Source organism: Pseudomonas sp. LB3P93, from assembly GCF_054898025.1.
Map to the genome: position 1 here is coordinate 5,251,448 of NZ_CM142713.1, position 26,575 is coordinate 5,278,022.

Sequence of the window (26,575 nt, forward strand, 5' to 3'; positions counted from 1 at the left end):
TACCGGCACCCGGGGCCGACAACAATAAGGGTCGCCACTACGGGTTCATCAATAGCCGAATCCACCCAACGTTCAAAGGCGCTTCACTGCAACGGATTCGGGAACTGAGCCTCACACAAACGGCTTCAGGGCATTGGGTACAAACCACCAAAGATTTCGATCACACGCCGTTACAAGACGCCAACCTTGAACTCTGGTCCGCTCAAAACACAGTCGACCGGGTAATGGATAAGGTACAAAGCGTCTATGAGTTCGCCGAACCGTTACTGACCGAGGCGTTACTGAAACAGTTCGGGGTCGACGTCGATGTAACGACAACGTGTTTGTATCTCTATCTACCGAAAAAGCTGCCCTGGTATGCCAGCGATCTCGGCGGTGTCGTTACCCGAACCGTTTCACTGCTGGACGCCGCCCTGCACAACTTCGCGAGCACAGAAACCTGTGAGGCAGACTCGAACTTCATCAGCCAGCCCGATGCGCGCGGGCACTTCGATATCCTGCCGATCAAACGCAAAATGTCCATCGCCCAGTTCCAGTCCCTGTGTCGCCAACTGGACATTGGCGCGCGCTACACGAAATACCTCGAGGAACAATTGCTGCCCAGTGACGGCCTCGCCCAGGGTTACCTGAAGCTCAAAATCGTCGAGAGCGAAAAAGCCGCATTCAAAGCGGCGGCTCAACTGGCCGTTCTGACGGGCGACATCGATGCCGATGCCAGTGACCTGGTCCTGAAGATGCTCGAAGGCCAGCGCAACCTCACCCGCAAAGGCCGGGTGATGCAATTCGCAGAATTGTCCATCCTTGACAGCCTGCTGACCGGCATCGTGTTGATCACACCGAGGCCGGAACAACGCATCAGGGACGTGACACCGGTGATTGTTTACGTCCCGCAAGACCCTGAGCACCCACTGAAAGAGTACCCCTCGACCGTCGCCTTCATGGATGAACTGACGCGTCAGCTGCGCGACAACGACGTCGTGTCGTCCACCGGCATGACCTACCAGCAATTCTTCAGTCGGTTCGTCGATCAATCAGACCGAGGGCATTTTTTCGGCGGGCTGCAACAACGCCTGTTCGAAGTGAAATGGCATCAGAAAGAGCCATTGGAGCAAGGGCCGAGCTGGCGGGAAGTTGCCGTCACCCATCCCAGCCTGCATTTCAAAGCCGCACCGATCCCCGACGAACTCTGGGAGTACCTCTTTCAGCAAAAGCTCAACAAGGTGCTCAATGACGCCCGACACATCGCCGTATCCACCGCCGATGCCGATACCGATGCCCGATGGGCCTGGTGGGAGAACTTCAAGAAAATAGCCTCGGACCTCTTCAACATCGCCCTGATGGTCGTCACGCCGTTCGTTCCGGGGCTGGGTGAATTGATGATGATCTACTCCGTGTATCAGATGACCAGCGACGTCATCGAAGGCATCGTCGACATGGCAATGGGGCTGTGGACCGAAGCCGCCGAGCATATTACCGGTGCAGTCACAGACTTTCTTTCTCTGGTGGCGTTTGCCGCCGGCGCGAAGATCGGTGAGCTTGCACGCCTGAAACTGTCGCCGCTGATCGAAGGCATGAAACCGGTGACACTGCCCAATGGCGAACCTCGTCTGTGGAATCCTGACCTCAAACCTTACGAGCTACCCGAAGTGAAGCTACCGGCGGATTCCAGCCCTGACGCGCAGGGGCTTCACGCTCACGAAGGCCAGGACATTCTGCCGCTGGATGACAAACACTATGCCGTGCAAAAGGACCCGCGAACCGGCAACTACCGCATCAAACACCCGCACCGCGACAACGCTTATTTACCCGAGTTGAAACACAACCGCCGCGGCGCCTGGACTCACGAAGGCGAAAACCCGCGAGCATGGGAGCGCCCGACATTGATGCGGCGTCTGGGCCACTCCGTGGACGGTTTCAGCGATGCAGAACTTGAGGACGTTCGTATCGCCAGCGGCACCGACGACGCTGCGTTGCGCCGGATGCACGTCGACAACACGGCCCCGCCACCGTTACTGGACGACAGCCTCACCCGCTTGAAAATTCAGCGCCAGACCCGCCAGGCCATTGAAAAAATTCGATCGGGACAGCCCCTGGATCCGTCCTCCTACTGGTTTGAACCGCTGGCGACTTACCTGGACGGCTGGCCCGCGGACAAAGCCCTGAAGGTCTACGAAAACACCGACAGGACCGGCCGGTTCCGCCAGTATGGCAATGCCGATGCAACCGACGAGCAGACGCTGTCCACCAGTTTGTCCAACCTGATGAGCGAGCAATTTGCGCCCAACCTTGTCGAGTTTCTCAGCGAAGACGAGCTGCAAACCCTGCTCGGTCGGTCAACCGCCAAAAGTGAACGGGTGCAAGCATTGCGCAATCGACTGGCGGATGAAGCCAGTCGACTGGACGCTGATATCGTCAATCAGCTTTACCAAGGAGCAGAAGCGTCCGACGATCCGCAGATCCGACTCATCCGTCAGACATTTCCCGAGCTGCCAACCCGTGCTGCAGAGACGCTGCTCAACAATGCCGACGCTGCCGACCTCAAGCGCATGAACCAGGAGCAGCGCCTACCGTTGAGCCTCAAAAGCCGTGCGCGTGAAGCCGCCTTCGAAGCCCGGACCAACCATGCCTATGAAGGTTTTCACGACGGCGCGCAGTGGGTGGCGGAAACCGAACGCCTGGTATTGAACGCACTGAGAATTCATACCGACACGTTCGCGCAATTGCGCATCGAGGTTCGCGAAGGCAGCGATGCTGGCCCCTTGCGCAGCAGTGTGGGTGCGCAGGACGCGTCGACGGTCCGGATGCTGGTCAAGGATGAGGGGAATCTGTTTGAAGTCTGGGACGCCGACAACCACAAGCTGCATGACGCCGCTGATTTTTACGAAGCCGTCCTCAACGCCTTGCCGAAAAACAAACGAGCGCAGATGGGTTATCGGCCGGGCCAGGGTGAATTTTTCAAGCAATGGGTGATGGCAAAGACCGAGACACCCGCGCAGCGCCGCACCGCGCTCGCCTCACCGCCGATCCGTCCGATGGCGGACCATGAAGACATGATGCTGTTGCGCGGCCCCCGCTTATCGACCACCGCCGCCACACTCACCCATCGGGTGGAAGATTTGTACCCTCACTTCAACGAACGAGAGGTCAATACCTTCGTTCGATCCCTGGGTTCGCCAGAGCAAGGGCGTCAAACACTGGAGAGACTGGACCGAGAGCTGTATGACCTTCAAAAGCTGCTCCATCGGTGGCAAACCCAGCAACCTGATGCGTGGGGGCCTGATCGAGAAGGGTTCGTGCGCGGTGGCGGGCTGCATATTGCCGATCGACTCATCGACTGTTTCTCAAGAAAACCCACTGTATTTGGTGAACGCAGTATCACGGCCGACGGCGGTTATGCGCTGGACCTGTCCGTAGAGTTCGATACGCCCGATCTCGAACGCTGGTGGAAGGAGCTGCCGGATATCAAGCGCTACCTCGATCAGATCAGCACCTTGAATCTGGACCGCACGGGCTTTTCCGAAACAGCCTCCGGCCTGTTGAGCGACTTCCCTCATCTTCGGCAATTGAGCGCACGCAGTTGCGGGTTGACGCGACTCCCCGAAACCATCGGCAAGATGCACTACTTGCGAACGTTGCGGCTGATGAACAACGACATCAGGTTGACGCCATCAGCCGTCGAGCAACTGCGAAACCTGACCCACATGGAAACACTCAGGCTCGATGACAACACGCAACTGGGCAGGCTCCCGAACGTCGGGCGCATGCCCAAACTGAGGATCCTGAGTTTGAGCAACACCGGGGCAACCACCTGGCCCGATGGTCTTCTCGGGCCCTCCAGCAAGCGCCGACCGCGTGGCTTCTTTCTGGATTTGCAGGAGAACCCGATCAGCGTTATTCCGACCGTCGTGCCCGGCTCGGAGGATGCCTTCCTTGTGGCGCGAACCCGCTTGTACGAAAAGCATCTCTCGGACGCAAACCTGGTCATTTTCAAGGCGTATCGACGGTCAGTCGGCATCGCTCCCAACCAGGTCTACGCCGATGCTGCAAGAGACGCGATGAACCTGTGGCCGATGAAAGACGACTCTGTCTGGTGGAGTGCCGAGGTCTCGGGGCTGGGCACTTTCCGGGAAGAAGCCTGGCACGAGTTGATGACCGAGCCTGGCTCCGAAGATTTTTTTGCCTTGATCCAGAAACAGACACGCTCGGCCGATTACCAGGCCGGTGGTGATTTGCGTCAACAGCTCAGCAGCCGGGTATGGCGCATGATCGAAGCCATCGACCTGGACACCGGGTTGCGCAAGGAGCTTTTCGAAATGGCCAAGGCGCCCACTACGTGCGCCGATGCCGGGGCTCAGGTGTTCAACCACATGGGCATCAAGGTGCTCGCCTCCGAAGCCTATGCCTTATCGACGTCCAACGCCGTCCTGGAGAGCAAATTGGTGAACCTGGCAAAAGGTGCCGCACGCCTGGCGCGCGTGGATGACATTGCCCGCGCTGATTTCGGCAGCCGTGAGGGCAATCCCGATGAGGTGGAGGTGTACCTCGCTTACGAAACCGGCCTGGCTCAACGCCTCGGTTTGCCGTGGCAATCGGAGTCGATGATGTTTCGCCCCCTGGCCAAAGTGAGCGCCAAAACCCTCGACACCGCCTTCGATACGGTGATGTCGATGGAAGCAGGCGACGGGTTGATCAACGACATGATCGAACAGCCGTTCTGGCAGAAATACTTGCATGACACGTACCCGAACGAGTTCAGTCGCAGTACCCGGTTTTACGAAACCAAGAGTGACTTGCTGGAGGAGTTGCGCGAAGCACAACAGGCCTGGGCCAGATCCAAGGGTCAACAAATTGCGCAGCGACGAGCCCTCAAACAGCGCGTGCTGGACCTCGCACGGCGACTGAATGTCGACGAAAGCGTGGTGCTGACCGATCAAGACATGACCGACGAGGTCTACGGCCGATTGCTTCACGACATGGGCTACGAAGAAAAAGAGCTCAGCAGAAAGCTGACCCGCGCAGCGCTGCAAAAAGACGCACAGCAGTAATCGGTAAACCCTGATGCATCGGGTGATGCATCAGGCTTCAACCCTTAACCCACTTGCGAATCCCAGATCACCGTTACATTGCCCGAGTAAGACCTGGCGACACCAGGCTTGAGCATTTCCTCGACCTCATCCTGCGCAATCTCGAAGTGCAGCGTTCCCGGTTTGCGATCGACATAAAAGCGCGGCTGGAACAGCTCAGTACCACTGCCGTCGCGCCGCAACGGTCGGCGACTGACCGGTTGCGCGGCGGCATCCACCAGGCCATTGGGCAGGGTCAGGCTGACGTCGAGCGGCACGACATGACCTGAAACCGGGTCGCGCACCGAGCAGCGGTTGCCATCCAGGCTGTACTGGCAGTCCAGGCTCATCTTGAAGCGACTCGACGAAGACAGATTGAACGTCTGATCCCGAAACAGCCGTGTCGGCTTGCGCCCCTGCGTCAGCCAGGCTTGCCAACCGCCCTGAGGGACCAGTTCAACGCGATTGCCGCCCGGCGGTATCTCGACCTTGAGGGTGTGCCGCACATCCAGAGAGAAGTTGAGGGTCAGTTGGTTATCACTGGGAATCATGACATCGCCCATGTCGAAGTCCTGATGCGGACCGACCGTATAGGGCATGGTGCCGGTGTATTTGCCCGACTTCATGGCCAGTGGATCAGGTGTTCGCAGCTCATAGGCAAAGACGAAGTACAGGTAGCGAAAAGAAAGCGGTATGTCGAACTTTGCCTTTTTGCTGCACACCCCTGCGCCTCTGGCGACTCTCCAAAAACTGTTGTAACCAGAGGGCCCCGCCGAGTACCAGCCAACACTCGAACAGGGTGCGGGCGCATGTGCCCAACCACCACCTACCCACAAGTCGTCCCACCATCCTCCCCCGGTCAACTCATTGACGGGACTGGGTGTTGCGGCTTCGTGCCCAATCCCGCCGATGCGTATGGAAAGGATTTGCGAATCACCCGATTCATGGGTGACCACGACGTCTCTCCAGTTCGAGGGCACGCGGGCCATCCCTCCTTGCCGCGGGTCCGTATGGTTGGCCAGGATTGGCGCATTCGCCGTGAATGAAATCGGCGCGCCAAGACTGAACAGGTTATAGGGCGCACAGGCTTGCGGTATCTGCCGGCAAAAACCCTCGGAGGGCGTCATGTTGACGAATACGTTTTTATTCGGCTTCGATGAGTCGGGCTCGAACACCGCTTCGATCTCGATAACGGCTGCCTGCACAGGCAGCGCAAACATGGTGCAAATCAGACTGGCCAACACGCAGCGGCGCCCTGCTGAAAATGATTGTCTACGTGAAAAATTCATCATCGTTCCTTCAAAACCGTGAACGGATTAAATCCAGGAAAACGTGTGCTCCGAACGCCCCAATGGCCGATCTCGCCTGGCATCACTCACCCGGCAACACCGCGTTGAAAACCATGTTGACGCTGCCAAAATAGTTGCCGGGCTTATAAACCCCATCGACAGGTGGCACGGGCACGATTTGCAGTAAAACCCGCTTGCCCTGCGCCGCTTCGCTCAGCGAAACCACCTCGCTGCTTTCCCCCTCGCTCAACAACTTGTCGTTGAACAGGACACGCAAACCAATGTCATGGGCGTCAGTCCCGTTGGACAAGTAGGGCCTGCCTTCAAGGCGGGCTTCGATGGAACCGGCTTCGTTCTTCACATCGAAATACTTGCGCAAGCCGCCCAAAGTCGAGGTCGCCAGATTCCACGGTAATGACTGTTCGCGGTGAATCCAGTCGGGGTCTGCGGGAATGACGTAGAACGCCTGGCTCGGGATCGTCACGAACACCTCGAAGTGCTGCACTTCGCGGGCGGCAAATGCTGAATCGCAGGCCATTGCCGACACCATCAGAACCGTGAGTTTTCTGAACATGGTCATCAGCCTTTCACATCGAGTTTCTTGCTGCTCTCGCCTTCAACCAAGGTGAAGCGATACTCGCGACCGGCCTGTTTCTCGAACTCGAAACTGCGCCCGGCCAGAATGTGATGCTTGGTGGTTGGCTGGCAGTCTTGCTCGTTCTTGACCGAGCAATCCTTGAATTCATCGATCACCACCACGGTGTTGCCGTTGTTACGGATCCGGTACCTGGCCGCCTCGTTTTCGATCACGCTGGCGTAACGCGTGTCCTTGGGACGGACAAAAAACACCGCGCCATACCCGGCCAGCACCGTAACCCCGGCGGAGAGGGTTTTCTTGTACGCCTCACGGTCTTCAACGGAGACCGCGAATTCGTCTTCTTTCTCGGGCACCACCGGCACGAAACGCACGCGGAAATAGCGCTCTTTGTCGCGTTCGCCCATGTACAGCAAGCGCGTGCCCTGCATGCCACTGGCGGGCACGATCAGCCGCGCCGGGCTGGCCATCAAGCCATCCCGGGCGGTGCCGTCGGCACTGGATTTGAGCGGCACCTCCCGGGATTTGCCCTCGGCGTCGTAGAGGATTTCAAGGATGTTGACCTTGACGAATGCAGTGCTGTCACCACCGTTGAAGACGCGTTTCAAGAACGTACTTTTGTCGCCGTCCAGGTAGTCGTAAACCGAGCCGATATTGATGCTCGGTCCGGCGTGCGCCGTCTGGGTGAACAAACAAAAACCAATCAGAACCAACCGACGTTTCATCGTCATTTACCTCATAAAAAAGTGCGTTTCGCCGGGCATCAGCCTGCCGTCGGCGTCTCAAGCGTCAGGTCCGCCAATGTGTCCGGCGTGCAACGCAGATCGCCAATCATCAGCACATTGTTTTCCGTGCGACCGCTGCTCGGATCGAGTCGGAACTGGCACAGCAACTGATTGCCATAGCGCACTTCCAGGGTCGGTGAACCGGCGTTCATTTCCATGGAGAAGAAGCCGTCCACCTCACTCACCCCGCGACTGGCGTGGTTGATGATGTGATGGCCCTTGAGCGGGTTGCCCTGGGGGTCGATCAAGCGGCCGAGTACGGTGAGGGTTCGCATCACGCGAATCTGCCGATAATCCACGCCACCCTTGTTCAGGTGATAGCTGGAACGGGCCGGTTGGATGGTCGCGGCAGGCACGTCATTGCCTTCGAAATCGAAACTGACCGAGCTGCTTTTGTAAGCCGTGATCGGCACGAAATTGCGCCCGGGCTTAAGGACCGCGCTGCCGCCGCTCAAATCGTCGGCGCGCAACGTGATGTCGTCGATATCCGATTCGACATCGATGATCATGCCCGCACCGTTGCGGTGGTATTGGCTGGTCATGATTATTTTTTGCCCGCCAACCGCCACGGTGCTATCGAGGTTCAGGCCGCCGGTGAGATCGTTGTTGAAGGACGAGCGCTGGATAAAGCCGTCGCCGTTGACCAGGTCCGATTGCATCGTCGCCAGCGCGTTCAAACCGATGCCATAGGTGTCGGTGATGGCCGTGGCGGAAACGCTTTGCAGCAAGTGATCCTGCAAGCTTTTTCGGTAAGTTATCGAGGCATTGTTATCGCGCCCGCCGTCACGATCGGTACGGGTGCCGATGCTGCCGGACAGTTGTTCTCCCGGGCCACCAAGGGCGATGTTCACGCTCAAATCCAGGCCACGATTTCGATCATCTCCCGAGCTGAAACTGCCCGGCCTTTCGAACAGCGACAGGCGCCAATTGGCGTCGCTGCCGAACAGTTGCGTGCGTTGGGTCCAGCCCAGATCAACGCCGACGCCTTCGGTGTTGCCTTCGCTGTGGGACACCCGGGCATTGACCGAACTTTTGCTGGTGAGTCGATGATTCACCGACAACGACGAGTTGCTGGTCTGGCCGATAAACACGTTACGCTGCCGCACTCGCGTGCCATCGGGCAGGGTGTCGTAGAGCCTCGTGGTGTCGAGCCAACTGCGGTTATGGCTGGCGACGATGCTGCCGCTACCGTAGGAATAAAGCCCCTGCACGTCGAGGCCAGTGCCGTAGTCCTGAGTTTGATAAATGTTGGCATAGACGCTGGCGTTGTTGACGATGGCCCAGTCGACCGACGTGCCGTATTGCAGGGTGTCTTTCACCTGTCGACCCGACAGGCCGAGGATCACCCGTGGGTGTAACAGGAAGTTGAAGGCGGCGCCGGCGGTCATGTCGCCGTCGGCCTGCTCATCCCAGTTACTGAGCATTTTCGATTCACGGCCGGCGAACAGGTTGTAGCGCCAGCGCTCGTCATGATTGCGCCAGTTGTTGGGTTTGTAGACCAGTTCCTGAGTGCTGGAGGTGATCTGGCCGTCTTCGATCAGGCGCACTTCCACTTCATAGGTGCCGCCGGGCAATGGCCGCGTATCGAGAGTCTGCAAACCGGCCGGCATGGCCTGTGTGTTGATCAACAAACCGTCTCGATAGATTTCCACCGAGCCCTGGCGATTGGCCGTGACGTAGATCGGGTAGACCGCCGGTTTCGGGTTGTTGATGGCCAGGCTGTCGGAGCTGCCGTACATGACGCCCACCGCGGTGTCGGGGCTGGCGCCAAAGGAGCGCGGCTGACGGGTCAGGCCTTCCGAGGAGGGTGTGAATAAGCCCAGCCGCACAAAGCTGCCTTGCAGTTCGCGCTGGGTGAAGAGCTCATGCACGGCGTGATAGGTCTGGTTGTCCACACCGCCCAGGCGGGACAGCTGCAAATTGACCGCTTGGGTCCAGTTGCCCAGGCTGCTACTGGCTTCCAGGCCGTATCGACCACCGAGGTCCTGGTTCTGGCCGCCATTGAGGTTCAGCTGGTTGCGCACGATCAACCCGGTGCTGCCACCTTCGGGCTGGTTGTAATACAGCTGCACCTGTTCGTCGCGCTCGGCGTTTTCCGTGAGGATCGACACCAGAGAGTTTTCCAGGCTGTAGTGAATGGCCAGCAGTTGATCGGGGCAGTTGGCCTGGCAAGCACCCAGCACCACGCCTTGTTTCAGGTAGGTGGCCCAGATATCGCGCTCACTGGGCTTGATCGTGCTGTCGCTGACATCGGAGAAGTCAACGAGGGTGATGCGATCGTCGCGGGTCAGCACGACCATCGCCTCACCGAGAAACTGTTGATCAAGTTCCACGCGCACCGCCAGCGGCACATCAAAGAAATGCTCTTCGAACTCGCTCGGTAAACCCTTGGCTTGCGCAAGCAAACTTCGAGGTGTGTGACCGTTGTCCGTTGGCGCGGCCAAGGCAGTTGCACAAAAACACAAGGCAAGTGCCGTCGCGATGGGAGTCATCGGGAACATGAAAGAAATACTCTATGGATAAAGACGGTGGAGCCCGATCGGCAGGGAGACGGCCCTGTCGATCGGTGAACGTTGCCAAGTAAGACAGAACTTACTTACAGAACGCGCTTTGGTTTAGATGCGCGGAATGGCATCAAATATGACGACCGGATTGGCGGTGTAGATCCCCACCTGATTGTTGCCAGGTTTAGCGGCAGTAATGACCAGGTCTGCGCGCATGCCACCATTGGACTCTATGTCACCGACCACTTCCTGAGAATCGGCGGTCAATTCCTTGCCATTGAAGGTGTAAGTCAGAGGAATGTTCAAGGTCGCATTGCCGTTGAACAGCGGCGTAGGACCGCCGACGACATAAGCGCCTACCGAGCCATTGGTGTGTTGAATATCAAAGGTTCCACGGACCTCCGACAGGACGCCGGTACCGACGACGTACTGCATTTTCTCGTCCTTACCGAAGTCTTTGTCTACAGGCTGAGCGTGGAAAACCTTGCTCGGGATGTCAGCGGTAATGTTGATGGAGGTGCGCGATTCTTCCGCAGCGAACGCCATCGAAGCGCTCAGGGCCAGGAGGGTCATCGGAACGGCGATTGCAAGCTTCTTGAACATTATTGAGTACCTGTCTTTTTCAAAGGATTGGGCCGAGGAAAGTTTGAACAAGCCATCGCCATTCACTCCTGTGTTGGCGATTTCGCTTAACTTTCGACGCCGGAGAATGATCGTCCAATCCTTTGAGAAAGTAAGTACGCAACTTCCGAAGAACATGTAGTAACAATGGCTTTCGAACAGCAGGAAAAAAGTTAAAAAAACACCAACTTGATTGTTTGACCCTCAGAGAAATACTACACACAGTTTTAACTGAAAAAGCACACAGACAAGAACTAATTAAACTTCCGTAAGATCGGGACTACTTCTCTCACGACAATGTAATAAATATAACCAGCGAACTTCTATGATTAGTTCAATTACTCTAAAAGAGCAACAGATGCTTCATCCCTGGTCGCTCATTGGGCCTGGCACCGAAGCGGTGACCGGGGCAGACAGGATTTCCGACCGTTGGTCCAGAACGCTTGCACAAGCCTAAAGATATATCTTAAGTTGTATCTAAACACGACGAGAGAAGACGAAAAATGAGAGACCATCATTCCCATCGAGACCACAGCGACAGCCGCGACGGCTTCGAAAAACGCCCGGGCCCCGGCCGTGAACGCGGCGGACGCGGACCCCGGGTGTTCGCCCCCGGCGACCTGAAACTGCTGCTGTTGGCACTGATCGCCGAGCAGCCCTGCCACGGCTACGACCTCATCCGCCAGATCGAAAGCATGTTCGACGGCGCCTACAGCCCCAGCCCCGGGGTGATCTACCCGACGCTGACCTTTCTTGAAGAAAGCGAGATGATTCTGGGCGACGCCGAGGGCGGCAAAAAACGCTACAGCATCACCGACGCCGGACGCCTGTCGTTGACCGAGCAAGCCATTGCGCTGGACGGCGTGCGGATGCGCATCGAGGTCAGCAAGCGCTCATTGCGCGGCCATGATCGTCCGGCGGAGATCCACGAGGCTGTGCACAACTTGCGTCACGCCTTGCAAATGCACCACGGCCGCTGGAGCCCGGAAGAAATCCTGCGGGTTCGCGACCTGCTCAACAACACCGCCAAAGCCATCGTCGATGGCCCTGCCGTTCAACCCGTTCCGGAGAAAGCCGAATGACTGAAGTGATCGAGCAATCCATTCACCGTGTCATGCATGAGATCAAACGCCGTCGTCTGCAAGTGCTGCGGGTGGTCGACCTGACCCCGCGGATGCGCCGGATTACCCTCGGTGGCGCGGAACTGGCCGGTTTCGTCAGCCTCGGCACGGACGACCACGTCAAACTGCTGTTCCCGCAAAACGCGGCGGAACACGCGGCACTGGAAACCCTGGTGCTCGGCGCCGGTAAAGACAACGGGCCGATGCCGGCGATGCGCGACTACACGCCTCGTCGCTACGACCTCGATACCCTGGAACTGGACATCGATTTCGTCCTGCACGGCGACGGCCCCGCCGCGACTTGGGCCGAGCAGGCCACACCCGGCCAGTTCCTGCACATCGGTGGGCCACGCGGCTCGATGATCGTGCCCGACATGTTCGACAGCTACCTGCTGATCGGCGACGAAACCGCCCTGCCCGCCATCGCCCGCCGGCTCGAAGGTCTGGCCGCCAATCGGCGTGCGCTGGTGATTGTGGAAGTGGAGAACGGCGCCGAGCAGCAGCGCCTGGAAAGCGCTGCACAGGTCAATGTGATCTGGGTCTTGCGCGAGGGTGGCAAAGACAATTTGCTGACCACCGTGAAGCAACTGCAAGTGCCGGGCGGCAATCTGTATGCGTGGGTGGCGACCGAGACCAAGGTGTCACGGCAGATTCGTCGGGTGCTGCTGGATGAGCATGGTTTGAATGAGCAGTTTGTCAAAGCCGTGGGTTACTGGCGCCTGGATGACAGCGACGAAGAGTGACCGCGACTCAGTATTGTGGCGAGGGAGCTTGCTCCCGTTGCGCTGCGCAGCAGTGCTAAAACCAGCAACCGAATTTTACCTGAAACGCCGCGTATGCTGATTTTACGACTGCTTCGCAGCCGAACGGGAGCAAGCTCCCTCGCCACAAAAGCGCTCTAAATAACCATCAGTGTTCTTCGGCCACGCCACCTATCCAACGCGATAATAATTAGGGCGATCACCACAAACCCCGCCAACAATCCCCCCGCATTCACAAACACCTGTGGATAACCCAGCGTGCCGACGTCAATGAACGGATAGGGGTAAACCGCCAACTCGTGCCCTCGCAGCAGCGAATAGGCAAAGTACACCAGCGGATAAATCACCCACAGGCCGATATGCCGCAGCCGCAACGTGCCTTTGGGCACACACAACCACCAATACGCCAGAAACAGCAGCGGCATGACGTCATGCATCAGCTCGTCGGCCAAAAACTGCCAGCCTTCGGGATGCCACAAGTGGCGCAACAGCAGGCTGTAGGCCAGACCGACGACAACGATGCTCACGGCAATCGCGCTACTGACCCACGGTTGCAAAAACCAGCGTCGCGCCGCCGACTCACGAGGCGTCCACTCACAGGTCAGCACCACCGCCACCAACGTATTGGTCAGCACGGTGAAGTAGCTGAAAAAGCTTAGCAGCCCACCCAGCAAACTGGCTTCCAGCGTCCACCGTGAGTAGAGAATCAGGTACAGCTGAATGGCCAGTCCCGACCAGCCCAGCACCGCGCCCACCGCAACAAAACGACGCCTCGCGGCAGAACCTGGCGTCGAGAGGATGACCATATTCAGAGCGGGCGCTTGGTGCGCATCAGCTTCACGTACAAATGTTCGACCTTCTCCCGGGCCCACGGGGTTTTGCGCAGGAACGTCAGGCTTGACTTGATGCTCGGGTCACTCTTGAAACAGCGGATATCGATGCGCTCGGCCAGCCCCGACCATTCGTAATGTTCAACCAGGGCATTGAGGATTTGCTCCAGCGTCACGCCGTGCAGCGGGTTGTTGTTCTGTTCGGTCATGCCGGGCCTTCGAGCGATGTAAGGATGGGAAGCCGCGCACCTTAGCCGAGGGTGTGGTCGGGTGGAAGCGCTCTGTGCGCTATCCGGTAAATGTAGGTGACCTTGAACAGATCGCTGCCCTGCACTGTTACCAAATACGAAATAAATCATGTCACTAAAAGCGCTTTCTCTATTTGTAACAGGACATTATCCTTGCGCCCGTCAAGCTGAAACGCTTCATCTGCCCGCGTCATAGTGCCGCTTTCGATTAACTCCCCCAGAAAAAGATCAAGAATTCCTTCTCTATGCCTGATTTTCCAACTCCGCGAGACAGCGCTGTCTGCACCGCTATTGCCAGCCGAAAAACCCTGACCCTGATCGCTGGGTTCAGCGCTTTTGGCCTCGCTACCTGCACCCAGGCCGCCCCCGCTTTCGATAGCGAATCCCCCTGGATGCTCGGTGACTGGAACGGCACGCGCACCGAACTTTCGGAAAAAGGCTACGACTTCAAAGTCGATTACACCGGCGAAATGGGCAGCAATCTGCACGGCGGCTACGATCACGATCGCACCGCGCGTTACAGCGACCAGTTTGGTTTCGGCACGCATCTGGACTTGCAGAAAATCCTCGGCTGGGACGACGCTGAGTTTCAACTGACCATCACCGAGCGCAACGGCAACAACATCAGCAACGACCGGATAAACGACCCGCGCGTCGGTGGTTTTACTTCGGCTCAGGAAGTCTGGGGCCGTGGGCAAACCTGGCGCCTGACGCAGATGTGGTATCAGCAGAAATTCTTCGACCAGAAGCTCGACATCAAGGTCGGCCGTTTCGGCGAAGGTGAGGACTTCAATAGCTTCCCCTGCGACTTCCAGAACCTGGCGTTTTGCGGTTCGCAGGTCGGCAACTGGGTGGGTGGCATCTGGTACAACTGGCCGGTCAGCCAGTGGGCGATGCGCGTCAAATATCACCTGACGCCGGAGCTGTATGCGCAAGTCGGCGCATATGAGCAGAACCCGTCGAACCTCGATCGCGACAACGGTTTCAAGCTCAGCGGCAGTGGTACCCAAGGCGCGATTTTGCCGGTCGAACTGGTGTGGTCGCCGAAGCTCAACGGCCTGCCGGGCGAATACCGCGCCGGTTACTACTACAGCAACGCCAAGGCCACGGATGCCTACAAGGACAGCAACGGTCAGCCGGCAGCCCTGAGTGGTGAGGCCTACCGCAGCGCTTCGAGCAAGCACGGTGTTTGGCTGGGTGTGCAACAGCAAATCACCAGCCGTGCCAGCGACAACTCTCGCGGCTTGAGCGTGTTCGCCAACGGCACGATGCACGACAAGAAGACCAACGCGATCGACAACTACGTCCAGGCCGGCGTCGTCTATAAAGGCCTGTTCGATGCTCGCACCAAGGACGACATCGGTTTTGCCCTCGCCCGGGTGCACGTCAACCCGGCCTATCGCAAGAACGCCGAAGCGACCAATCAGGCCCGTGCCGTCTTTGACTACGACGACCCCTCGTTCCTGCCGCCCCAGGACACCGAATATAGCGCCGAACTCTATTACGGCGTGCACGTCACCAATTGGCTGACCGTGCGCCCGAACCTGCAATACATCCGTCACCCCGGTGGCGTGGACAAGGTCGATGACGCGCTGATTGGCGGGATCAAGATCACCTCGTCCTTCTGACCAACACCACAAAACCCTGTGGGAGCTGGCTTGCCTGCGATTGCAGTGTGTCAGTCAGTGCAGATGTCGACTGGCTCACCGCTATCGCAGGCAAGCCAGCTCCCACAGGGATTGCGTCAACCCAACACTTTCAACTGAACCATGCCCACGCGGGATCGTCATCTACAGTGAACTTGCGCGGGACTACTTAAAACGTCACGGAGAATCACACTATGAGCACTGATGGTGCTTTGAGTCGAAGCCGTCTGTTGCCGACGCTGCTCGGTATTCTGCTTCTGCTAATGGGCCTGGCCATGCTGGCCGGCGGGATCAAGCTGAGCATGCTCGGCGGCTCGCTGTATTACCTGCTGGCCGGTATCGGCCTGACGCTGACCGGCGTGCTGCTGATCCTGGCCCGCCGCGCCGCGCTGGGCCTCTACGCGCTGGTGCTGTTCGCCAGTACCGTTTGGGCCCTGTGGGAAGTCGGCCTCGATTGGTGGCAACTGGTGCCGCGTCTGGCGATGTTGTTTGCGCTGGGCCTCGTCATGTTGCTGCCGTGGTTCCGCCGTCCGCTGCTGATCACCGGCCCTGCGCCGATGGGCACTGGCGCACTGAGCGTGGCGGTGGTGCTCGCTGGCGTTGCTGCCCTGGCCAGCCAGTTCACCAACCCCGGTGAAATCAAAGGCGAACTCGACCGCGACAGCGTGCCAGGCATGACCAACACCGCCCCGGCCATGCCCGACGGTGACTGGAATTCCTACGGCCGCAGCGCCCATGGCGATCGTTACTCGCCACTGGCGCAGATCACGCCGCAAAACGTGAACAAACTGGTGCCGGCCTGGACCTATCGCACCGGCGACCTGCCAGGGCCGAACGATCCGGGCGAAACCACGGCCGAAAACACCCCGCTGAAAGTCAACGGCATGCTGTACGTGTGCACGCCGCACAGTCAGGTGATCGCCCTTGACCCGGACACTGGCAAGGAAATCTGGCGTTTCGATCCGAAGCTCTCCACGCAAAACGCGGCGAACTTCAAGGGTTGGGCGCACATGACCTGCCGTGGCGTGACCTATCACGATGACGCCGCTTACGCGTCCGAGCAGAGCCCGACGGGCGCCGCCAGCCCTGCGCCAGTCAGCACCGTCTGCCCACGCCGGATCTTCCTGCCGACCGCCGACACCCGCCTGATCGCCCTCGACGCCGACACCGGCAAGATGTGCGAAGACTTCGGTAACGGCGGCCAGGTCGACCTGAGCGCCAACATCGGCGGCTTCAACGCCGGTGGTTACTACTCCACCTCACCTCCAGCGGTCACTAAAGACCTGGTGGTGATTGGCGGCCACGTCACCGACAACGTTTCCATCGACGAGCCAAGCGGCGTGATCCGCGCGTTCGACGTGCACACCGGCAAACTGGTGTGGAACTGGGACAGCGGCAACCCGGACGACACCACGCCGATTGCCGAAGGCAAGGTCTACACCCGTAACTCGCCGAACATGTGGTCCATGTTCGCCGTCGACGAAAAACTCGGCATGCTCTACCTGCCGATGGGCAACCAGACCCCGGACCAGTTCGGTGGCGCGCGCACCCCTGAGTCGGAACTGCACGCCGCCGGCCTGACCGCACTGGACATTGCCACCGGTAAAGTGCGCTGGCACATGCAGTTGACCCACCATGACCTGTGGGACATGGACGTCGGTGGCCAGCCAACCCTGATGGACCTGAAAACCGCTGACGGCGTGAAGCCAGCGGTACTCGTGTCCACCAAGCAAGGCAGCATCTACGTGCTGGACCGCAGCACCGGCAAGCCGATCGTGCCGATCAATGAAGTGCCGGTTCCGCAAGGCGCTGTCGAAGGTGATCGCACCTCGCCGACCCAACCGAAATCCGACCTCAACCTGATGCCACCGCCGCTGCAAGAGCGCGACATGTGGGGCGTGACCCCGTTCGACCAACTGATCTGCCGGATCGACTTCAAATCCATGCGCTACGACGGCCCGTTCACGCCGCCATCGCTGCAGGGTTCGATCGTTTACCCAGGTAACTTCGGCGTGTTCGACTGGGGCGGCATCTCGGTTGACCCGGTGCGTCAGATCGCTTTCGTGAACCCGAGCTACATGGCGTTCAAATCGAAAATGATCCCGGCCGCCGAAATCGCTGCCCAAGGCCCGCGCAAAAGTGAAACCGAAGGCGTGCAGCCGAACAAAGGCGCGCCGTACGGCGTCGTCCTAGAAGCCCTGCTCTCGCCAATGGGCCTGCCGTGTCAGGCACCTGCCTGGGGCTACGTGGCGGCAATCGACCTGACCACGTCGAAAGTCCTGTGGAAGCACAAGAACGGCACCGTGCGCGACAGCTCGCCGGTTCCGATCCCGCTGAGCATGGGCGTGCCTAGCCTGGGCGGCACCTTCACCACCGCCGGTGGCGTCGGCTTCCTCAGCGGCACCCTCGACCAATACCTGCGCGCCTACGACGTGAAAAACGGCAAGCAACTGTGGGAAGGCCGCCTGCCAGCCGGCGCGCAAACCACACCAATGACCTACACCGGCAAGGACGGCAAGCAATACGTGCTCGTTGTGGCTGGCGGTCATGGCTCGCTTGGTACTAAGAAGGGTGACTATGTGATTGCGTACAAACTGTCGGAATAAGTTATAGCGGCAGTTAAAGGAAAGGCGACTCCTGCGAGGGGGTCGCCTTTTTTGTGGCCGCCAATTTTGTTGCCACACCACTGAACAAATGTGGGAGCGAGCCTGCTCGCGATGGCGGACTGTCAGCCGCCCTGGATGTTGAATGTTAAACAGCCATCGCGAGCAGGCTCGCTCCCACTTTTGGCCGAGTTTGGCCTGAGAAATACTGCGAACGTCCTACAGCCGTTGCTGTTCTAGAGGACGATTCCGACAGGTTCTATCGGTTGTCGTGTCAGAAGCCCGGACGATAGGCTTTCGAGGTCGCTGCAAATTCAGCGGCCGGGTTTGGTCGCCCAGGTTTAGAATGGCGCACTTTTCGTGCTTGCTTTATGGCGAGCTGTGCGTGGGAGGGCTTCGGCCCTGCCGGGTTCCATTCCCTGGTCGACCAACCTGCGTACGGTTCGCCACCCAACTGCTTGGTCGCAGTCGTGGCGAACTCCCTGTCCCCGAATGGAGCTTCACCATGTTCAAAGAAACCCCGAATCCCCCGCATACCGACGACGTTTCCCCCTACGAATCCCTCGATTCCAAAAAACTCAACGACGCCGCCGAACGCGCGCTGGATCACTACCTCAATCCCGCCGCCCTCAAATCCCCTGCCACCCGCAAACCCAGCACGATGTTTGTGATTGCCCCGGATATCAAAGACGAAGACCTGTTGGCCCACACCTGCGAATCATTGGCCCAGGCCAGTGTCATGGCGAGCGATTTCGCGGACTATCTGGAAGGCCCGCACCGGCACAAGGCGATGGCGATTCAACAGATCGTCATGCTGGCGGAACTGGCGGTGAACCGGATGCTGGATAACGTCGCCGTACCAAAACCTCAGCCGCACAGCTAATCCCCTGTAGGAGCGAGCCTACTCGCGATTGCAGTCTGACATCCGGCATTGAAGTCGTCTGACACTCCGCCATCGCGAGCAGGCTCACTCCCACATTGGGACGGTGTACAGCCTTTGATTCTCACCACTCAACAGGCCGAGCGTTAGCTCGCCTGCAGCTTTTGATCTTGATCCACCCGCCCCTTCGGGAGGCTGAGTGGAGGTGTTCATCCGGGGAGTGGCGCGCAGCGCCGTTCGACGCAGTCGAACACGCTGCATGTAGGTCGTCGCGAAGCAGACCGGAGGGCAGTGTCCCCGGATGGATACCGGAGCGAAGGAACGCCGAGCCTAAGCGAGGGGCCGGACGCTCGGGGCGAGCCTTTTTTTGCTTACTTTTTTTTGGCGTTTGAAAAAAAAGTTAGTCGCCGTAAGGGCGAAACCGCCAGCCGCCGTTACCGCAGAAATGGATATATACCCGGTCAACCACAACATGGTCGGCCCAAAGGCCGCCAAGTCAAAAGCACCTGTCCAAACCCTGAACACACACCCAGAAATATCCCGCCCCATTGAAACCACCCCCCACCTGCCCCATCTAAGACCCATACCCCATTGCGCAGGTGCCCCATGAGCGACCAGCAAGAATTCCCCGAAGACCCGAGCGACTACGCCGACCCAGAGAACGCCGAACACCACTCCACCGGCAAAGGCCTGGCCCTGCCCGGCCAGAACCTGCCGGACAAGGTCTACATCATCCCGATCCACAACCGCCCGTTCTTCCCGGCCCAAGTGCTGCCGGTCATCGTCAATGAAGAACCCTGGGCCGAAACCCTCGACCTGGTCAGCAAATCCGACCACCACTCCCTGGCCCTGTTCTACATGGACACGCCCCCGGAAGACCCGCGCCATTTCGACACCTCCGCCCTGCCGCTCTACGGCACGCTGGTCAAGGTGCACCACGCCAGTCGCGAAAACGGCAAACTGCAATTCGTCGCCCAAGGCCTGACACGCGTGCGCATCCGCACCTGGCTCAAGCACCATCGCCCGCCGTACCTGGTGGAAGTCGAATACCCGCACCAGCCCACCGAGCCGACCGACGAGGTCAAGGCCTACGGCATGGCGCTGATCAACGCGATCAAGGAACTGCTGCCGCTCAACCCGCTGTACAGCGAAGAGCTGAAAAACTACCTCAACCGCTTCAGCCCCAACGATCCATCACCCCTGACCGACTTCGCCGCCGCCCTGACCTCTGCCACCGGCAACGAGCTGCAAGAAGTGCTCGATTGCGTGCCCATGCTCAAGCGCATGGAAAAAGTCCTGCCGATGCTGCGCAAGGAAGTCGAAGTTGCGCGCTTGCAGAAAGAGATTTCCGCCGAAGTTAACCGCAAGATCGGCGAGCATCAGCGCGAGTTCTTCCTCAAGGAGCAACTCAAGGTCATCCAGCAAGAGCTGGGGCTGACCAAAGATGACCGCAGCGCCGACATCGAACAGTTCGAGCAACGCCTCACGGGCAAAGTGCTGCCGCCCCAGGCGCAAAAACGCATCGAAGAAGAAATGAACAAGCTGTCGATCCTCGAGACCGGCTCACCGGAGTACGCGGTCACCCGCAACTACCTCGACTGGGCGACCTCGGTGCCGTGGGGCGTGTTCGGCGAGGACAAACTCGACCTCAAACACGCGCGCAAGGTGCTCGACAAACACCACGCCGGCCTCGACGACATCAAGGACCGCATCCTCGAATTCCTCGCGGTCGGTGCCTATAAAGGCGAGATCAGCGGCTCCATCGTCTTGCTGGTCGGCCCACCGGGCGTGGGTAAAACCAGCGTCGGCAAGTCCATCGCCGAATCCCTCGGCCGGCCGTTCTACCGCTTCAGCCTCGGCGGCATGCGCGACGAAGCCGAGATCAAGGGCCATCGCCGCACCTACATCGGCGCGCAGCCGGGCAAACTCGTGCAGGCGTTGAAAGACGTCGAAGTGATGAACCCGGTAATCATGCTCGACGAGATCGACAAGATGGGCCAAAGCTACCAGGGCGACCCGGCCTCGGCGCTGCTGGAAACACTCGACCCGGAACAGAACGTCGAATTCCTCGACCACTACCTGGACCTGCGTCTGGATTTGTCGAAAGTGCTGTTCGTCTGCACCGCCAACACCCTGGACTCGATCCCCGGCCCATTACTGGACCGGATGGAAGTGATTCGCCTGTCGGGTTACATCACCGAAGAAAAAATCGCCATCGCCAAGCGTCACCTGTGGCCCAAGCAGCTGGAAAAGGCCGGCGTGTCCAAGGGCAGCTTGAGCATCAGCGACAGCGCGTTGAAAGCCTTGATCGACGGTTATGCCCGTGAAGCCGGGGTGCGCCACCTGGAAAAAGAACTGGGCAAACTGGTGCGCAAGGCCGTGGTGAAATTGATCGACGAGCCGAAAGCGGTGATCAAAATCGGCCCGAAAGACCTCGAAGCCTCACTCGGCCATCCCGTGTTCCGCAACGAACAAGTGCTGTCCGGCACCGGGGTTATTACCGGGTTGGCCTGGACCAGCATGGGCGGCGCAACCTTGCCGATCGAAGCCACACGCATCCACACACTCAACCGTGGCTTCAAACTCACCGGGCAACTGGGCGACGTGATGAAAGAGTCAGCGGAAATCGCCTACAGCTACGTCAGCTCCAACCTGAAGTCGTTTGGCGGTGATCCGAAATTCTTCGACGAGGCCTTCGTCCACCTGCACGTCCCGGAAGGCGCCACCCCGAAAGACGGCCCGAGCGCCGGCGTGACCATGGCCAGCGCCCTGCTCTCGCTCGCCCGCAACCAGCCGCCGAAAAAAGGCGTGGCCATGACCGGCGAACTGACACTGACCGGGCATGTACTGCCGATTGGCGGGGTTCGTGAAAAAGTGATCGCGGCGCGGCGGCAGAAGATCTTTGAATTGATTTTGCCGGAGCCTAACCGCGGAAGCTTTGACGAACTGCCGGATTACCTGAAGGAAGGGATTACCGTGCACTTTGCCAAGCGCTTTGCGGATGTGGCGAAGATTTTGTTTTGATCATTCGCTTTATGTACAACGACCGCCTGTCGGAACTGTTATTTCTAACAGGTGGGATTCTTTCCCCGTTTTGATAGAACGGTTGCTCATCCCATTTAAGTGTGAGCAATCATGGAAGAAAAAACGCAATTAGCCCCTCCAGCTATCTCGAGTCCAGAAGAGGGAGAGGACGTGGAATATCTGCTAGTGAAAGGGATTGGTGTACCCGGGGCTTCTATTTTCTTTAGCGCATCTCAGGATGGAGCCTGGACTTTCGGGACTGACGTAAAGCAGGACACCAACTGGAGTTTCAATCCCCACGGAGAATCATTTAAAGAACCTGGGGATCAGTGGATTCGTGTTAGGCAAGAACGGCATTGGCCTCCCGAAACGTCTGAGCCAAGCGAAAAAAGATTCTACAAAAAACTGCTGGAACGACCAGTAATAGTAGAGCCCGCCAGGGGTGGGTCACTTCCTCCGATCAAACAGACTATCAGTGGGCGGGGATACCCCATCCCTTACAAAAACGTGATCGAAATTGAGCTAATAAAGATAAGCCCCCTACCCAGCTGCACTTACACGACTAGCATTGAAACTGATACCGCCGGTTCGTGGAGGGCAACACCGGACTGGGTAGTGATCCCCGGCGAATATGTACTGAAGGCCAGGGAAGTATTTACGGACTTTTGGGGAAAAGAACACCTATCAAAATGGACTGAAGACTTGGAGATAACCGTACAAAGTGACTTTATCCATGCTCCGTAAAATACAGACCAGTGCATAGCGCATATAGCGAAACATCTTTACTTGATAGTCAGGCAGGCGAACCTCGCACCGAAAGGCGCTACACCGAAGGTTGGCCCATGAGCGAGTGTGAAAATGGCCAGCGCCCCAAGCCCGCTCCCACAGGGAAAGTGAAAAACCTGTGGGAGCGGGCTTGCCCGCGAAGACGTCGGCACTGACAACGCCACCTCAGGTATGGCTGTCACACTTTGTCTCATCTTAAGTTATGCTCGCCGTTCGTCGTGAACGCCGGAGCCACAGACCTTATGTCCCCCACTCGCCTGTTTGTCCCTCTCACCCTCTCCCTGCTGGCCGCTTGCTCCACGCAACCCAAACAGAACCTGACCGTGGAAAAACAAAGCGAATGCCCGGTGCAAATGCGCAACGGACAGAACCTGATCGTGACCTTGCCGAGCAACCCGACCACGGGTTATCGCTGGGCGATCCAGGATTCGGCCGGTGGCGTGCTGCATGCGCTGAGCCCCGAGGTGTACAGCAATCCGGAAGACGCCGGGATTGTCGGCAGTGCCGGGATTTCGACCTGGCGTTTTCAGGCATTTGCCGCCGGTACAGGCCGGTTGCGTTTGACCTATTCACAGCCATGGGCGCCGGAAGTGCCGGCCGTGAAAACCTTCGACTGCGCGATCGCGGTTAACTGATCGTGGGCTGGCTGATTCTGGCGCTGATGGGCGCGGTGACCTTTCTGTATGGCTTGAGCGTGCATGCCGCGCTGCTCTGCCTGTTGGTCAAACCGTTGCCGGTGTTGGCCTTGCTCGGCTGGTTGCACGACGCACCGCCCAGTGAGTACCGGCGCTGGATCAGCCTGGGATTGATCTTCTCCCTGCTCGGCGATGTGTTGCTGGCATGGCCGGGGGATTTGTTTGTGTTTGGTCTGGGGGCTTTTTTGGTCGCCCACTTGGCGTATCTGAAGGCTTACCTGAGCGATTGCCGGCGGTTGGCGTTGTTGCCATTGCTGATAGCCTTGGGTGTTGGCGCGGTGCTGTTGGGGATTTTGATTTCCCACGGACTGGGCCCATTGCTGATTCCGGTAATTATTTACGGCTTGGCCATCAGCGCAATGCTCTGGCGGGCGCTCGCCCGGCTCGGGACCGAAGTGCCCAAACGCTCGGCGCTGCTGGCGGCGGCCGGTGCGGTGGCGTTTGTGTTTTCTGATAGCGTGATTGGCATCAGTCGCTTTGTGGTGCCGTTCGATGCGGCGCCTTATGTGATCATCCTCAGCTATTGGTTTGGACAGTGGGGGATTACAGCCTCGGCGTTTTCCCGAGAAGCTGCGCCTTTATCGAGTACAGAAAACAAGTATTAATCGAATGCGTTATATCCAACAAATATAGACACCTGTCAGTTCTGACAGTAGGCGCTCCCCCAAACACGTTTGTATTCTCCATGGGTTGAATTTAATTTTTCACTCAAGGAAAGACTCATGACTCAGCAACTAAACTCAAACGATACTGTAGACACAAGCACGTTCATCAGTGGAGAAACAGAAGCCACAATCCTTGGCCGGGTAAAGTTCTATGGCCAAGAGATGGAGTACGTGACAGATGGAAAATTATTTTTATTAACGACCCATGCAAACTGGCGAACCCGTAAAAACGCCAAGTCCTTCAGGTTTCTGTTGGATTGCAACATCCAGACAGGAAGCTACGCGCTTGATGGCACATCCCCACTTGTCCATGAAGTATCCTACGAAGAGCACACCACGCGAGGAACCTTAACTTTCAGGGCGGAACTCGGCACCATGAATATAATCGTCGACCCCGACAATCGGCATTACGTGGCCACGTTCGATTTCAAAGGAAAATCCCAAAAAGGGTCACAACTTAAAATTGCGGGGTCGTTCGATAGCCGCATTTTTATCGATTAACCATAAACTTTTTATATATGCCGACAGTGTATGGCTTATCCCCAAATCTAAGGGCTGAGCCATCCAACATGCTTTATACGCACGCGGTTCCAGACTAGACGATGCATTGTCGTCAGCCAGGCCCTCCTGCCCTGCGTTCACTCCAGACACGGTTTATCAGACAACCCGCGCATCCCCCCGTCAATTTGGCTAAAATGCCGGCCTTTTCCACCAATGCCGCCGGAACCGCCGTGAGCAAAGACCCCGATCGCCTTTTCGCCCAGCCTTTGGCCCAGGTGCCTGACTTCGCCTTTAACGAGGACGTGGTGCGGGTGTTCCCGGACATGATCAAGCGCTCGGTGCCGGGTTATCCGACCATCGTTGAGAACCTCGGCGTGCTCGCCGCGCAATTCGCTCAGCCCAACAGCGTGCTCTACGACCTCGGCTCGTCCCTGGGCGCCGTGACGCAAGCGTTGCGCCGTCACGTGCGCACCGACGGTTGCCGCGTCATCGCCGTGGATAACTCCGCGGCGATGGTCGAACGCTGCCGCGAATACCTCAACGGTCAGGACTCAATGTTCCAGGAGTTGCTGCCTGTAGAGGTGATCGAAGGCGACATCCTCGCCCTCGACTTCCAGCCAGCCTCGGTGGTGGCGCTGAACTTCACCCTGCAATTCATCGCCCCGGACCAGCGCACCGCGTTGCTCTCGCGTATCCGCCAATCGCTGCTGCCCGGCGGCGCGTTGATCCTTTCGGAGAAGCTGCGCTTCAACGACCTCGAAGAACACGCGCTGCTCACTGACTTGCATGTCGCGTTCAAACGCGCCAACGGTTACAGCGAACTGGAAATCGCCCAGAAGCGCAGCGCCATCGAAAACGTCATGAAGCCCGACAGCCTCGAAGAACACCGCGAGCGCCTGTTGGCTGCCGGGTTCTCGAAAGTCGTGCCGTGGTTCCAGTGTCTTAACTTCGCCTCGTTGATTGCCTTGCCATGATTGATCTGTCCCCCCTCGCCCGCCGTCTGGCTGGCACCCCGCTGGCCGAATGGGCCAACACCCTGCAAGCACAACTCGACAAGAAAATGGAAAAGGGTCATGGCGACCTGGAACGCTGGCAAAGTGCGCTGGACGCTTTGCCGAAGATACAACCGAGCGAAATCGATTTGCTCAATGGTCTGATGCTGGACACCGATTGCGACGTTGAGACCCGTGCGCAAATGCGTACCGCGCTGATGGGTTTGTCGCCGTGGCGCAAAGGGCCGTTTGATCTGTTTGGTGTGCATGTCGACACGGAATGGCGCTCGGACTGGAAGTGGTCGCGGGTGGCTCCGCACCTTGATCTGAAGGGTAAACGCATCCTCGATGTCGGTTGCGGCAACGGTTACTACATGTGGCGCATGCTCGGTGCCGGCGCGGACAGCGTGATCGGAGTCGATCCGAACTGGCTGTTCTTCTGCCAGTTCCAGGCGGTGCAGCGTTACTTGTCAGAACCCAACGCCTGGCACCTGCCCTTCCCTTTCGAAGACCTGCCGCCGAACATGGAAGGCTTCGATACGGTGTTTTCCATGGGCGTGTTCTACCACCGTCGTTCGCCGATCGAGCATTTGCTGGCGCTGAAGGATTGCCTGGTCAAGGGCGGTGAACTGGTGCTGGAGACGCTGGTGATCGAAGGCGATCAGCAACAGGTGCTGGTACCGGAAGACCGCTATGCGCAGATGCGTAACGTGTGGTTCTTGCCATCGGTGCCGGCGCTGGAGTTGTGGTTACGGCGTGCCGGGTTCACGGATGTTCGTTGTGTCGACGTGAGCGTGACCACGGTCGAGGAACAGCGCGGGACGGAGTGGATGAAGTTTCAGTCGCTCAGCGATTTCCTGGATCCCGAGGATCACAGCAAGACAGTTGAAGGGCTGCCGGCGCCGATGCGGGCCGTCATCGTTGCCCGTAAATAAACACAAAAGTTTCCAGACACCAGAAAAACCT

At 58.4% G+C, this 26,575-nt stretch carries 21 protein-coding genes; 14 read left to right on the forward strand and 7 right to left on the reverse strand.

Features of this window, described 5'->3' with window-relative positions:
• Positions 1 to 224 precede the first annotated feature (224 nt).
• Entirely contained in the window at positions 225 to 5,045 is a 4,821-nt protein-coding gene (locus tag ACYZT8_RS23895; RefSeq protein WP_461976462.1) for an NEL-type E3 ubiquitin ligase domain-containing protein, read from the forward strand.
• A gap of 44 nt (positions 5,046 to 5,089) precedes the next feature.
• On the opposite strand, the gene ACYZT8_RS23900 is transcribed toward ACYZT8_RS23895, so the two are convergent.
• Positions 5,090 to 6,268 carry a hypothetical protein gene (locus tag ACYZT8_RS23900; RefSeq protein WP_461982601.1) on the reverse strand — a complete coding sequence of 393 codons (1,179 nt, stop codon included), beginning with the start codon at positions 6,266 to 6,268 and terminating at the stop codon, positions 5,090 to 5,092.
• On the opposite strand from ACYZT8_RS23900, the gene ACYZT8_RS23905 reads away from it, so the two are divergent.
• Positions 6,189 to 6,374: a hypothetical protein gene (locus ACYZT8_RS23905; RefSeq protein ID WP_461982657.1), complete on the forward strand. Its 186-nt coding sequence runs from the start codon at positions 6,189 to 6,191 to the stop codon at positions 6,372 to 6,374. The two genes, ACYZT8_RS23900 and ACYZT8_RS23905, sit on opposite strands and share 80 nt — an antisense overlap.
• 60 nt (positions 6,375 to 6,434) lie before the next feature.
• Here the strand turns inward: ACYZT8_RS23905 and ACYZT8_RS23910 are convergent, their stop codons facing one another.
• The 4 genes from ACYZT8_RS23910 to ACYZT8_RS23925 form a co-directional block, all read right to left on the reverse strand.
• Positions 6,435 to 6,926, reverse strand: a complete 492-nt coding sequence (locus ACYZT8_RS23910; protein WP_461976464.1) for a CS1 type fimbrial major subunit — start codon at positions 6,924 to 6,926, stop codon at positions 6,435 to 6,437.
• Between the two features lie 5 nt (positions 6,927 to 6,931).
• Positions 6,932 to 7,672, reverse strand: coding sequence for a molecular chaperone (locus tag ACYZT8_RS23915; RefSeq protein ID WP_461976466.1), 741 nt, complete (start codon positions 7,670 to 7,672; stop codon positions 6,932 to 6,934).
• 38 nt (positions 7,673 to 7,710) lie between these two features.
• Positions 7,711 to 10,233 carry a TcfC E-set like domain-containing protein gene (locus ACYZT8_RS23920; RefSeq protein WP_461976467.1) on the reverse strand — a complete coding sequence of 841 codons (2,523 nt, stop codon included), beginning with the start codon at positions 10,231 to 10,233 and terminating at the stop codon, positions 7,711 to 7,713.
• Positions 10,234 to 10,347: 114 nt separating this feature from the next.
• Entirely contained in the window at positions 10,348 to 10,839 is a 492-nt protein-coding gene (locus ACYZT8_RS23925) for a CS1 type fimbrial major subunit (RefSeq protein WP_461976469.1), read from the reverse strand.
• A 521-nt stretch (positions 10,840 to 11,360) separates the two neighbouring features.
• On the opposite strand from ACYZT8_RS23925, the gene ACYZT8_RS23930 reads away from it, so the two are divergent.
• Together ACYZT8_RS23930 and ACYZT8_RS23935 are read left to right on the forward strand one after the other, a co-directional pair.
• Positions 11,361 to 11,939 (forward strand): PadR family transcriptional regulator, encoded by a 579-nt coding sequence (locus ACYZT8_RS23930; protein ID WP_461976471.1) that lies wholly within the window; start codon positions 11,361 to 11,363, stop codon positions 11,937 to 11,939.
• The gene (locus tag ACYZT8_RS23935; protein WP_461976472.1) at positions 11,936 to 12,721 is read left to right on the forward strand and encodes a siderophore-interacting protein; all 786 of its coding nucleotides are present in this window, start codon (positions 11,936 to 11,938) and stop codon (positions 12,719 to 12,721) included. Before ACYZT8_RS23930 ends, ACYZT8_RS23935 begins: the two co-directional genes overlap by 4 nt.
• Before the next feature lie 155 nt (positions 12,722 to 12,876).
• On the opposite strand, the gene ACYZT8_RS23940 is transcribed toward ACYZT8_RS23935, so the two are convergent.
• Both ACYZT8_RS23940 and ACYZT8_RS23945 read right to left on the reverse strand, forming a co-directional pair.
• Positions 12,877 to 13,545 (reverse strand): Pr6Pr family membrane protein, encoded by a 669-nt coding sequence (locus ACYZT8_RS23940; RefSeq protein WP_461976474.1) that lies wholly within the window; start codon positions 13,543 to 13,545, stop codon positions 12,877 to 12,879.
• Between the two features lie 2 nt (positions 13,546 to 13,547).
• A complete protein-coding gene (locus ACYZT8_RS23945) occupies positions 13,548 to 13,778 on the reverse strand; it encodes a VF530 family protein (protein WP_131060937.1) in 231 nt (76 codons plus the stop codon).
• A gap of 284 nt (positions 13,779 to 14,062) precedes the next feature.
• Between ACYZT8_RS23945 and ACYZT8_RS23950 the strand changes: the two genes are divergently transcribed.
• The 10 genes from ACYZT8_RS23950 (at position 14,063) to cmoB (ending at position 26,544) form a co-directional block, all read left to right on the forward strand.
• A complete protein-coding gene (locus tag ACYZT8_RS23950; protein WP_461976476.1) occupies positions 14,063 to 15,445 on the forward strand; it encodes a carbohydrate porin in 1,383 nt (460 codons plus the stop codon).
• A 212-nt stretch (positions 15,446 to 15,657) separates the two neighbouring features.
• Entirely contained in the window at positions 15,658 to 18,069 is a 2,412-nt protein-coding gene (locus tag ACYZT8_RS23955; RefSeq protein WP_461976478.1) for a glucose/quinate/shikimate family membrane-bound PQQ-dependent dehydrogenase, read from the forward strand.
• Between the two features lie 502 nt (positions 18,070 to 18,571).
• Positions 18,572 to 18,949 carry a DUF6124 family protein gene (locus ACYZT8_RS23960; RefSeq protein ID WP_461976480.1) on the forward strand — a complete coding sequence of 126 codons (378 nt, stop codon included), beginning with the start codon at positions 18,572 to 18,574 and terminating at the stop codon, positions 18,947 to 18,949.
• A gap of 603 nt (positions 18,950 to 19,552) precedes the next feature.
• Entirely contained in the window at positions 19,553 to 21,970 is a 2,418-nt protein-coding gene (gene lon / locus ACYZT8_RS23965; protein WP_461976482.1) for an endopeptidase La, read from the forward strand.
• Between the two features lie 111 nt (positions 21,971 to 22,081).
• Positions 22,082 to 22,714: a hypothetical protein gene (locus tag ACYZT8_RS23970; RefSeq protein ID WP_461976484.1), complete on the forward strand. Its 633-nt coding sequence runs from the start codon at positions 22,082 to 22,084 to the stop codon at positions 22,712 to 22,714.
• A 284-nt stretch (positions 22,715 to 22,998) separates the two neighbouring features.
• Positions 22,999 to 23,391, forward strand: a complete 393-nt coding sequence (locus tag ACYZT8_RS23975; RefSeq protein ID WP_461976486.1) for a protease inhibitor I42 family protein — start codon at positions 22,999 to 23,001, stop codon at positions 23,389 to 23,391.
• 2 nt (positions 23,392 to 23,393) lie between these two features.
• A complete protein-coding gene (locus tag ACYZT8_RS23980; protein WP_461976487.1) occupies positions 23,394 to 24,056 on the forward strand; it encodes a lysoplasmalogenase in 663 nt (220 codons plus the stop codon).
• Positions 24,057 to 24,173: 117 nt separating this feature from the next.
• On the forward strand, positions 24,174 to 24,617 hold the full coding sequence (locus ACYZT8_RS23985; protein ID WP_461976489.1) for a hypothetical protein: 444 nt from the start codon (positions 24,174 to 24,176) through the stop codon (positions 24,615 to 24,617).
• A gap of 194 nt (positions 24,618 to 24,811) precedes the next feature.
• Positions 24,812 to 25,591, forward strand: a complete 780-nt coding sequence (gene cmoA / locus ACYZT8_RS23990) for a carboxy-S-adenosyl-L-methionine synthase CmoA (RefSeq protein ID WP_461976490.1) — start codon at positions 24,812 to 24,814, stop codon at positions 25,589 to 25,591.
• Positions 25,588 to 26,544: a tRNA 5-methoxyuridine(34)/uridine 5-oxyacetic acid(34) synthase CmoB gene (gene cmoB / locus ACYZT8_RS23995; protein WP_461976492.1), complete on the forward strand. Its 957-nt coding sequence runs from the start codon at positions 25,588 to 25,590 to the stop codon at positions 26,542 to 26,544. The genes cmoA and cmoB overlap by 4 nt, the downstream gene beginning before the upstream one ends.
• The last annotated feature ends 31 nt before the right edge of the window (positions 26,545 to 26,575 follow it).

Bases quoted from the DNA above. Each gene is read 5' to 3' on its own strand.
- ACYZT8_RS23955 (WP_461976478.1), top strand. From the start codon at position 15,658: ATGAGCACTGATGGTGCTTTGAGTCGAAGCCGTCTGTTGCCGACGCTG.
- ACYZT8_RS23935 (WP_461976472.1), top strand. From the start codon at position 11,936: ATGACTGAAGTGATCGAGCAATCCATTCACCGTGTCATGCATGAGATC.
- ACYZT8_RS23920 (WP_461976467.1), bottom strand. From the start codon at position 10,233: ATGTTCCCGATGACTCCCATCGCGACGGCACTTGCCTTGTGTTTTTGT.
- ACYZT8_RS23915 (WP_461976466.1), bottom strand. From the start codon at position 7,672: ATGAAACGTCGGTTGGTTCTGATTGGTTTTTGTTTGTTCACCCAGACG.
- ACYZT8_RS23910 (WP_461976464.1), bottom strand. From the start codon at position 6,926: ATGTTCAGAAAACTCACGGTTCTGATGGTGTCGGCAATGGCCTGCGAT.
- ACYZT8_RS23945 (WP_131060937.1), bottom strand. From the start codon at position 13,778: ATGACCGAACAGAACAACAACCCGCTGCACGGCGTGACGCTGGAGCAA.
- cmoA (WP_461976490.1), top strand. From the start codon at position 24,812: ATGCCGGCCTTTTCCACCAATGCCGCCGGAACCGCCGTGAGCAAAGAC.
- ACYZT8_RS23930 (WP_461976471.1), top strand. From the start codon at position 11,361: ATGAGAGACCATCATTCCCATCGAGACCACAGCGACAGCCGCGACGGC.
- ACYZT8_RS23970 (WP_461976484.1), top strand. From the start codon at position 22,082: ATGGAAGAAAAAACGCAATTAGCCCCTCCAGCTATCTCGAGTCCAGAA.
- cmoB (WP_461976492.1), top strand. From the start codon at position 25,588: ATGATTGATCTGTCCCCCCTCGCCCGCCGTCTGGCTGGCACCCCGCTG.
- lon (WP_461976482.1), top strand. From the start codon at position 19,553: ATGAGCGACCAGCAAGAATTCCCCGAAGACCCGAGCGACTACGCCGAC.
- ACYZT8_RS23905 (WP_461982657.1), top strand. From the start codon at position 6,189: ATGTTGACGAATACGTTTTTATTCGGCTTCGATGAGTCGGGCTCGAAC.
- ACYZT8_RS23925 (WP_461976469.1), bottom strand. From the start codon at position 10,839: ATGTTCAAGAAGCTTGCAATCGCCGTTCCGATGACCCTCCTGGCCCTG.
- ACYZT8_RS23895 (WP_461976462.1), top strand. From the start codon at position 225: ATGGATAAGGTACAAAGCGTCTATGAGTTCGCCGAACCGTTACTGACC.
- ACYZT8_RS23950 (WP_461976476.1), top strand. From the start codon at position 14,063: ATGCCTGATTTTCCAACTCCGCGAGACAGCGCTGTCTGCACCGCTATT.
- ACYZT8_RS23975 (WP_461976486.1), top strand. From the start codon at position 22,999: ATGTCCCCCACTCGCCTGTTTGTCCCTCTCACCCTCTCCCTGCTGGCC.
- ACYZT8_RS23940 (WP_461976474.1), bottom strand. From the start codon at position 13,545: ATGGTCATCCTCTCGACGCCAGGTTCTGCCGCGAGGCGTCGTTTTGTT.
- ACYZT8_RS23960 (WP_461976480.1), top strand. From the start codon at position 18,572: ATGTTCAAAGAAACCCCGAATCCCCCGCATACCGACGACGTTTCCCCC.
- ACYZT8_RS23985 (WP_461976489.1), top strand. From the start codon at position 24,174: ATGACTCAGCAACTAAACTCAAACGATACTGTAGACACAAGCACGTTC.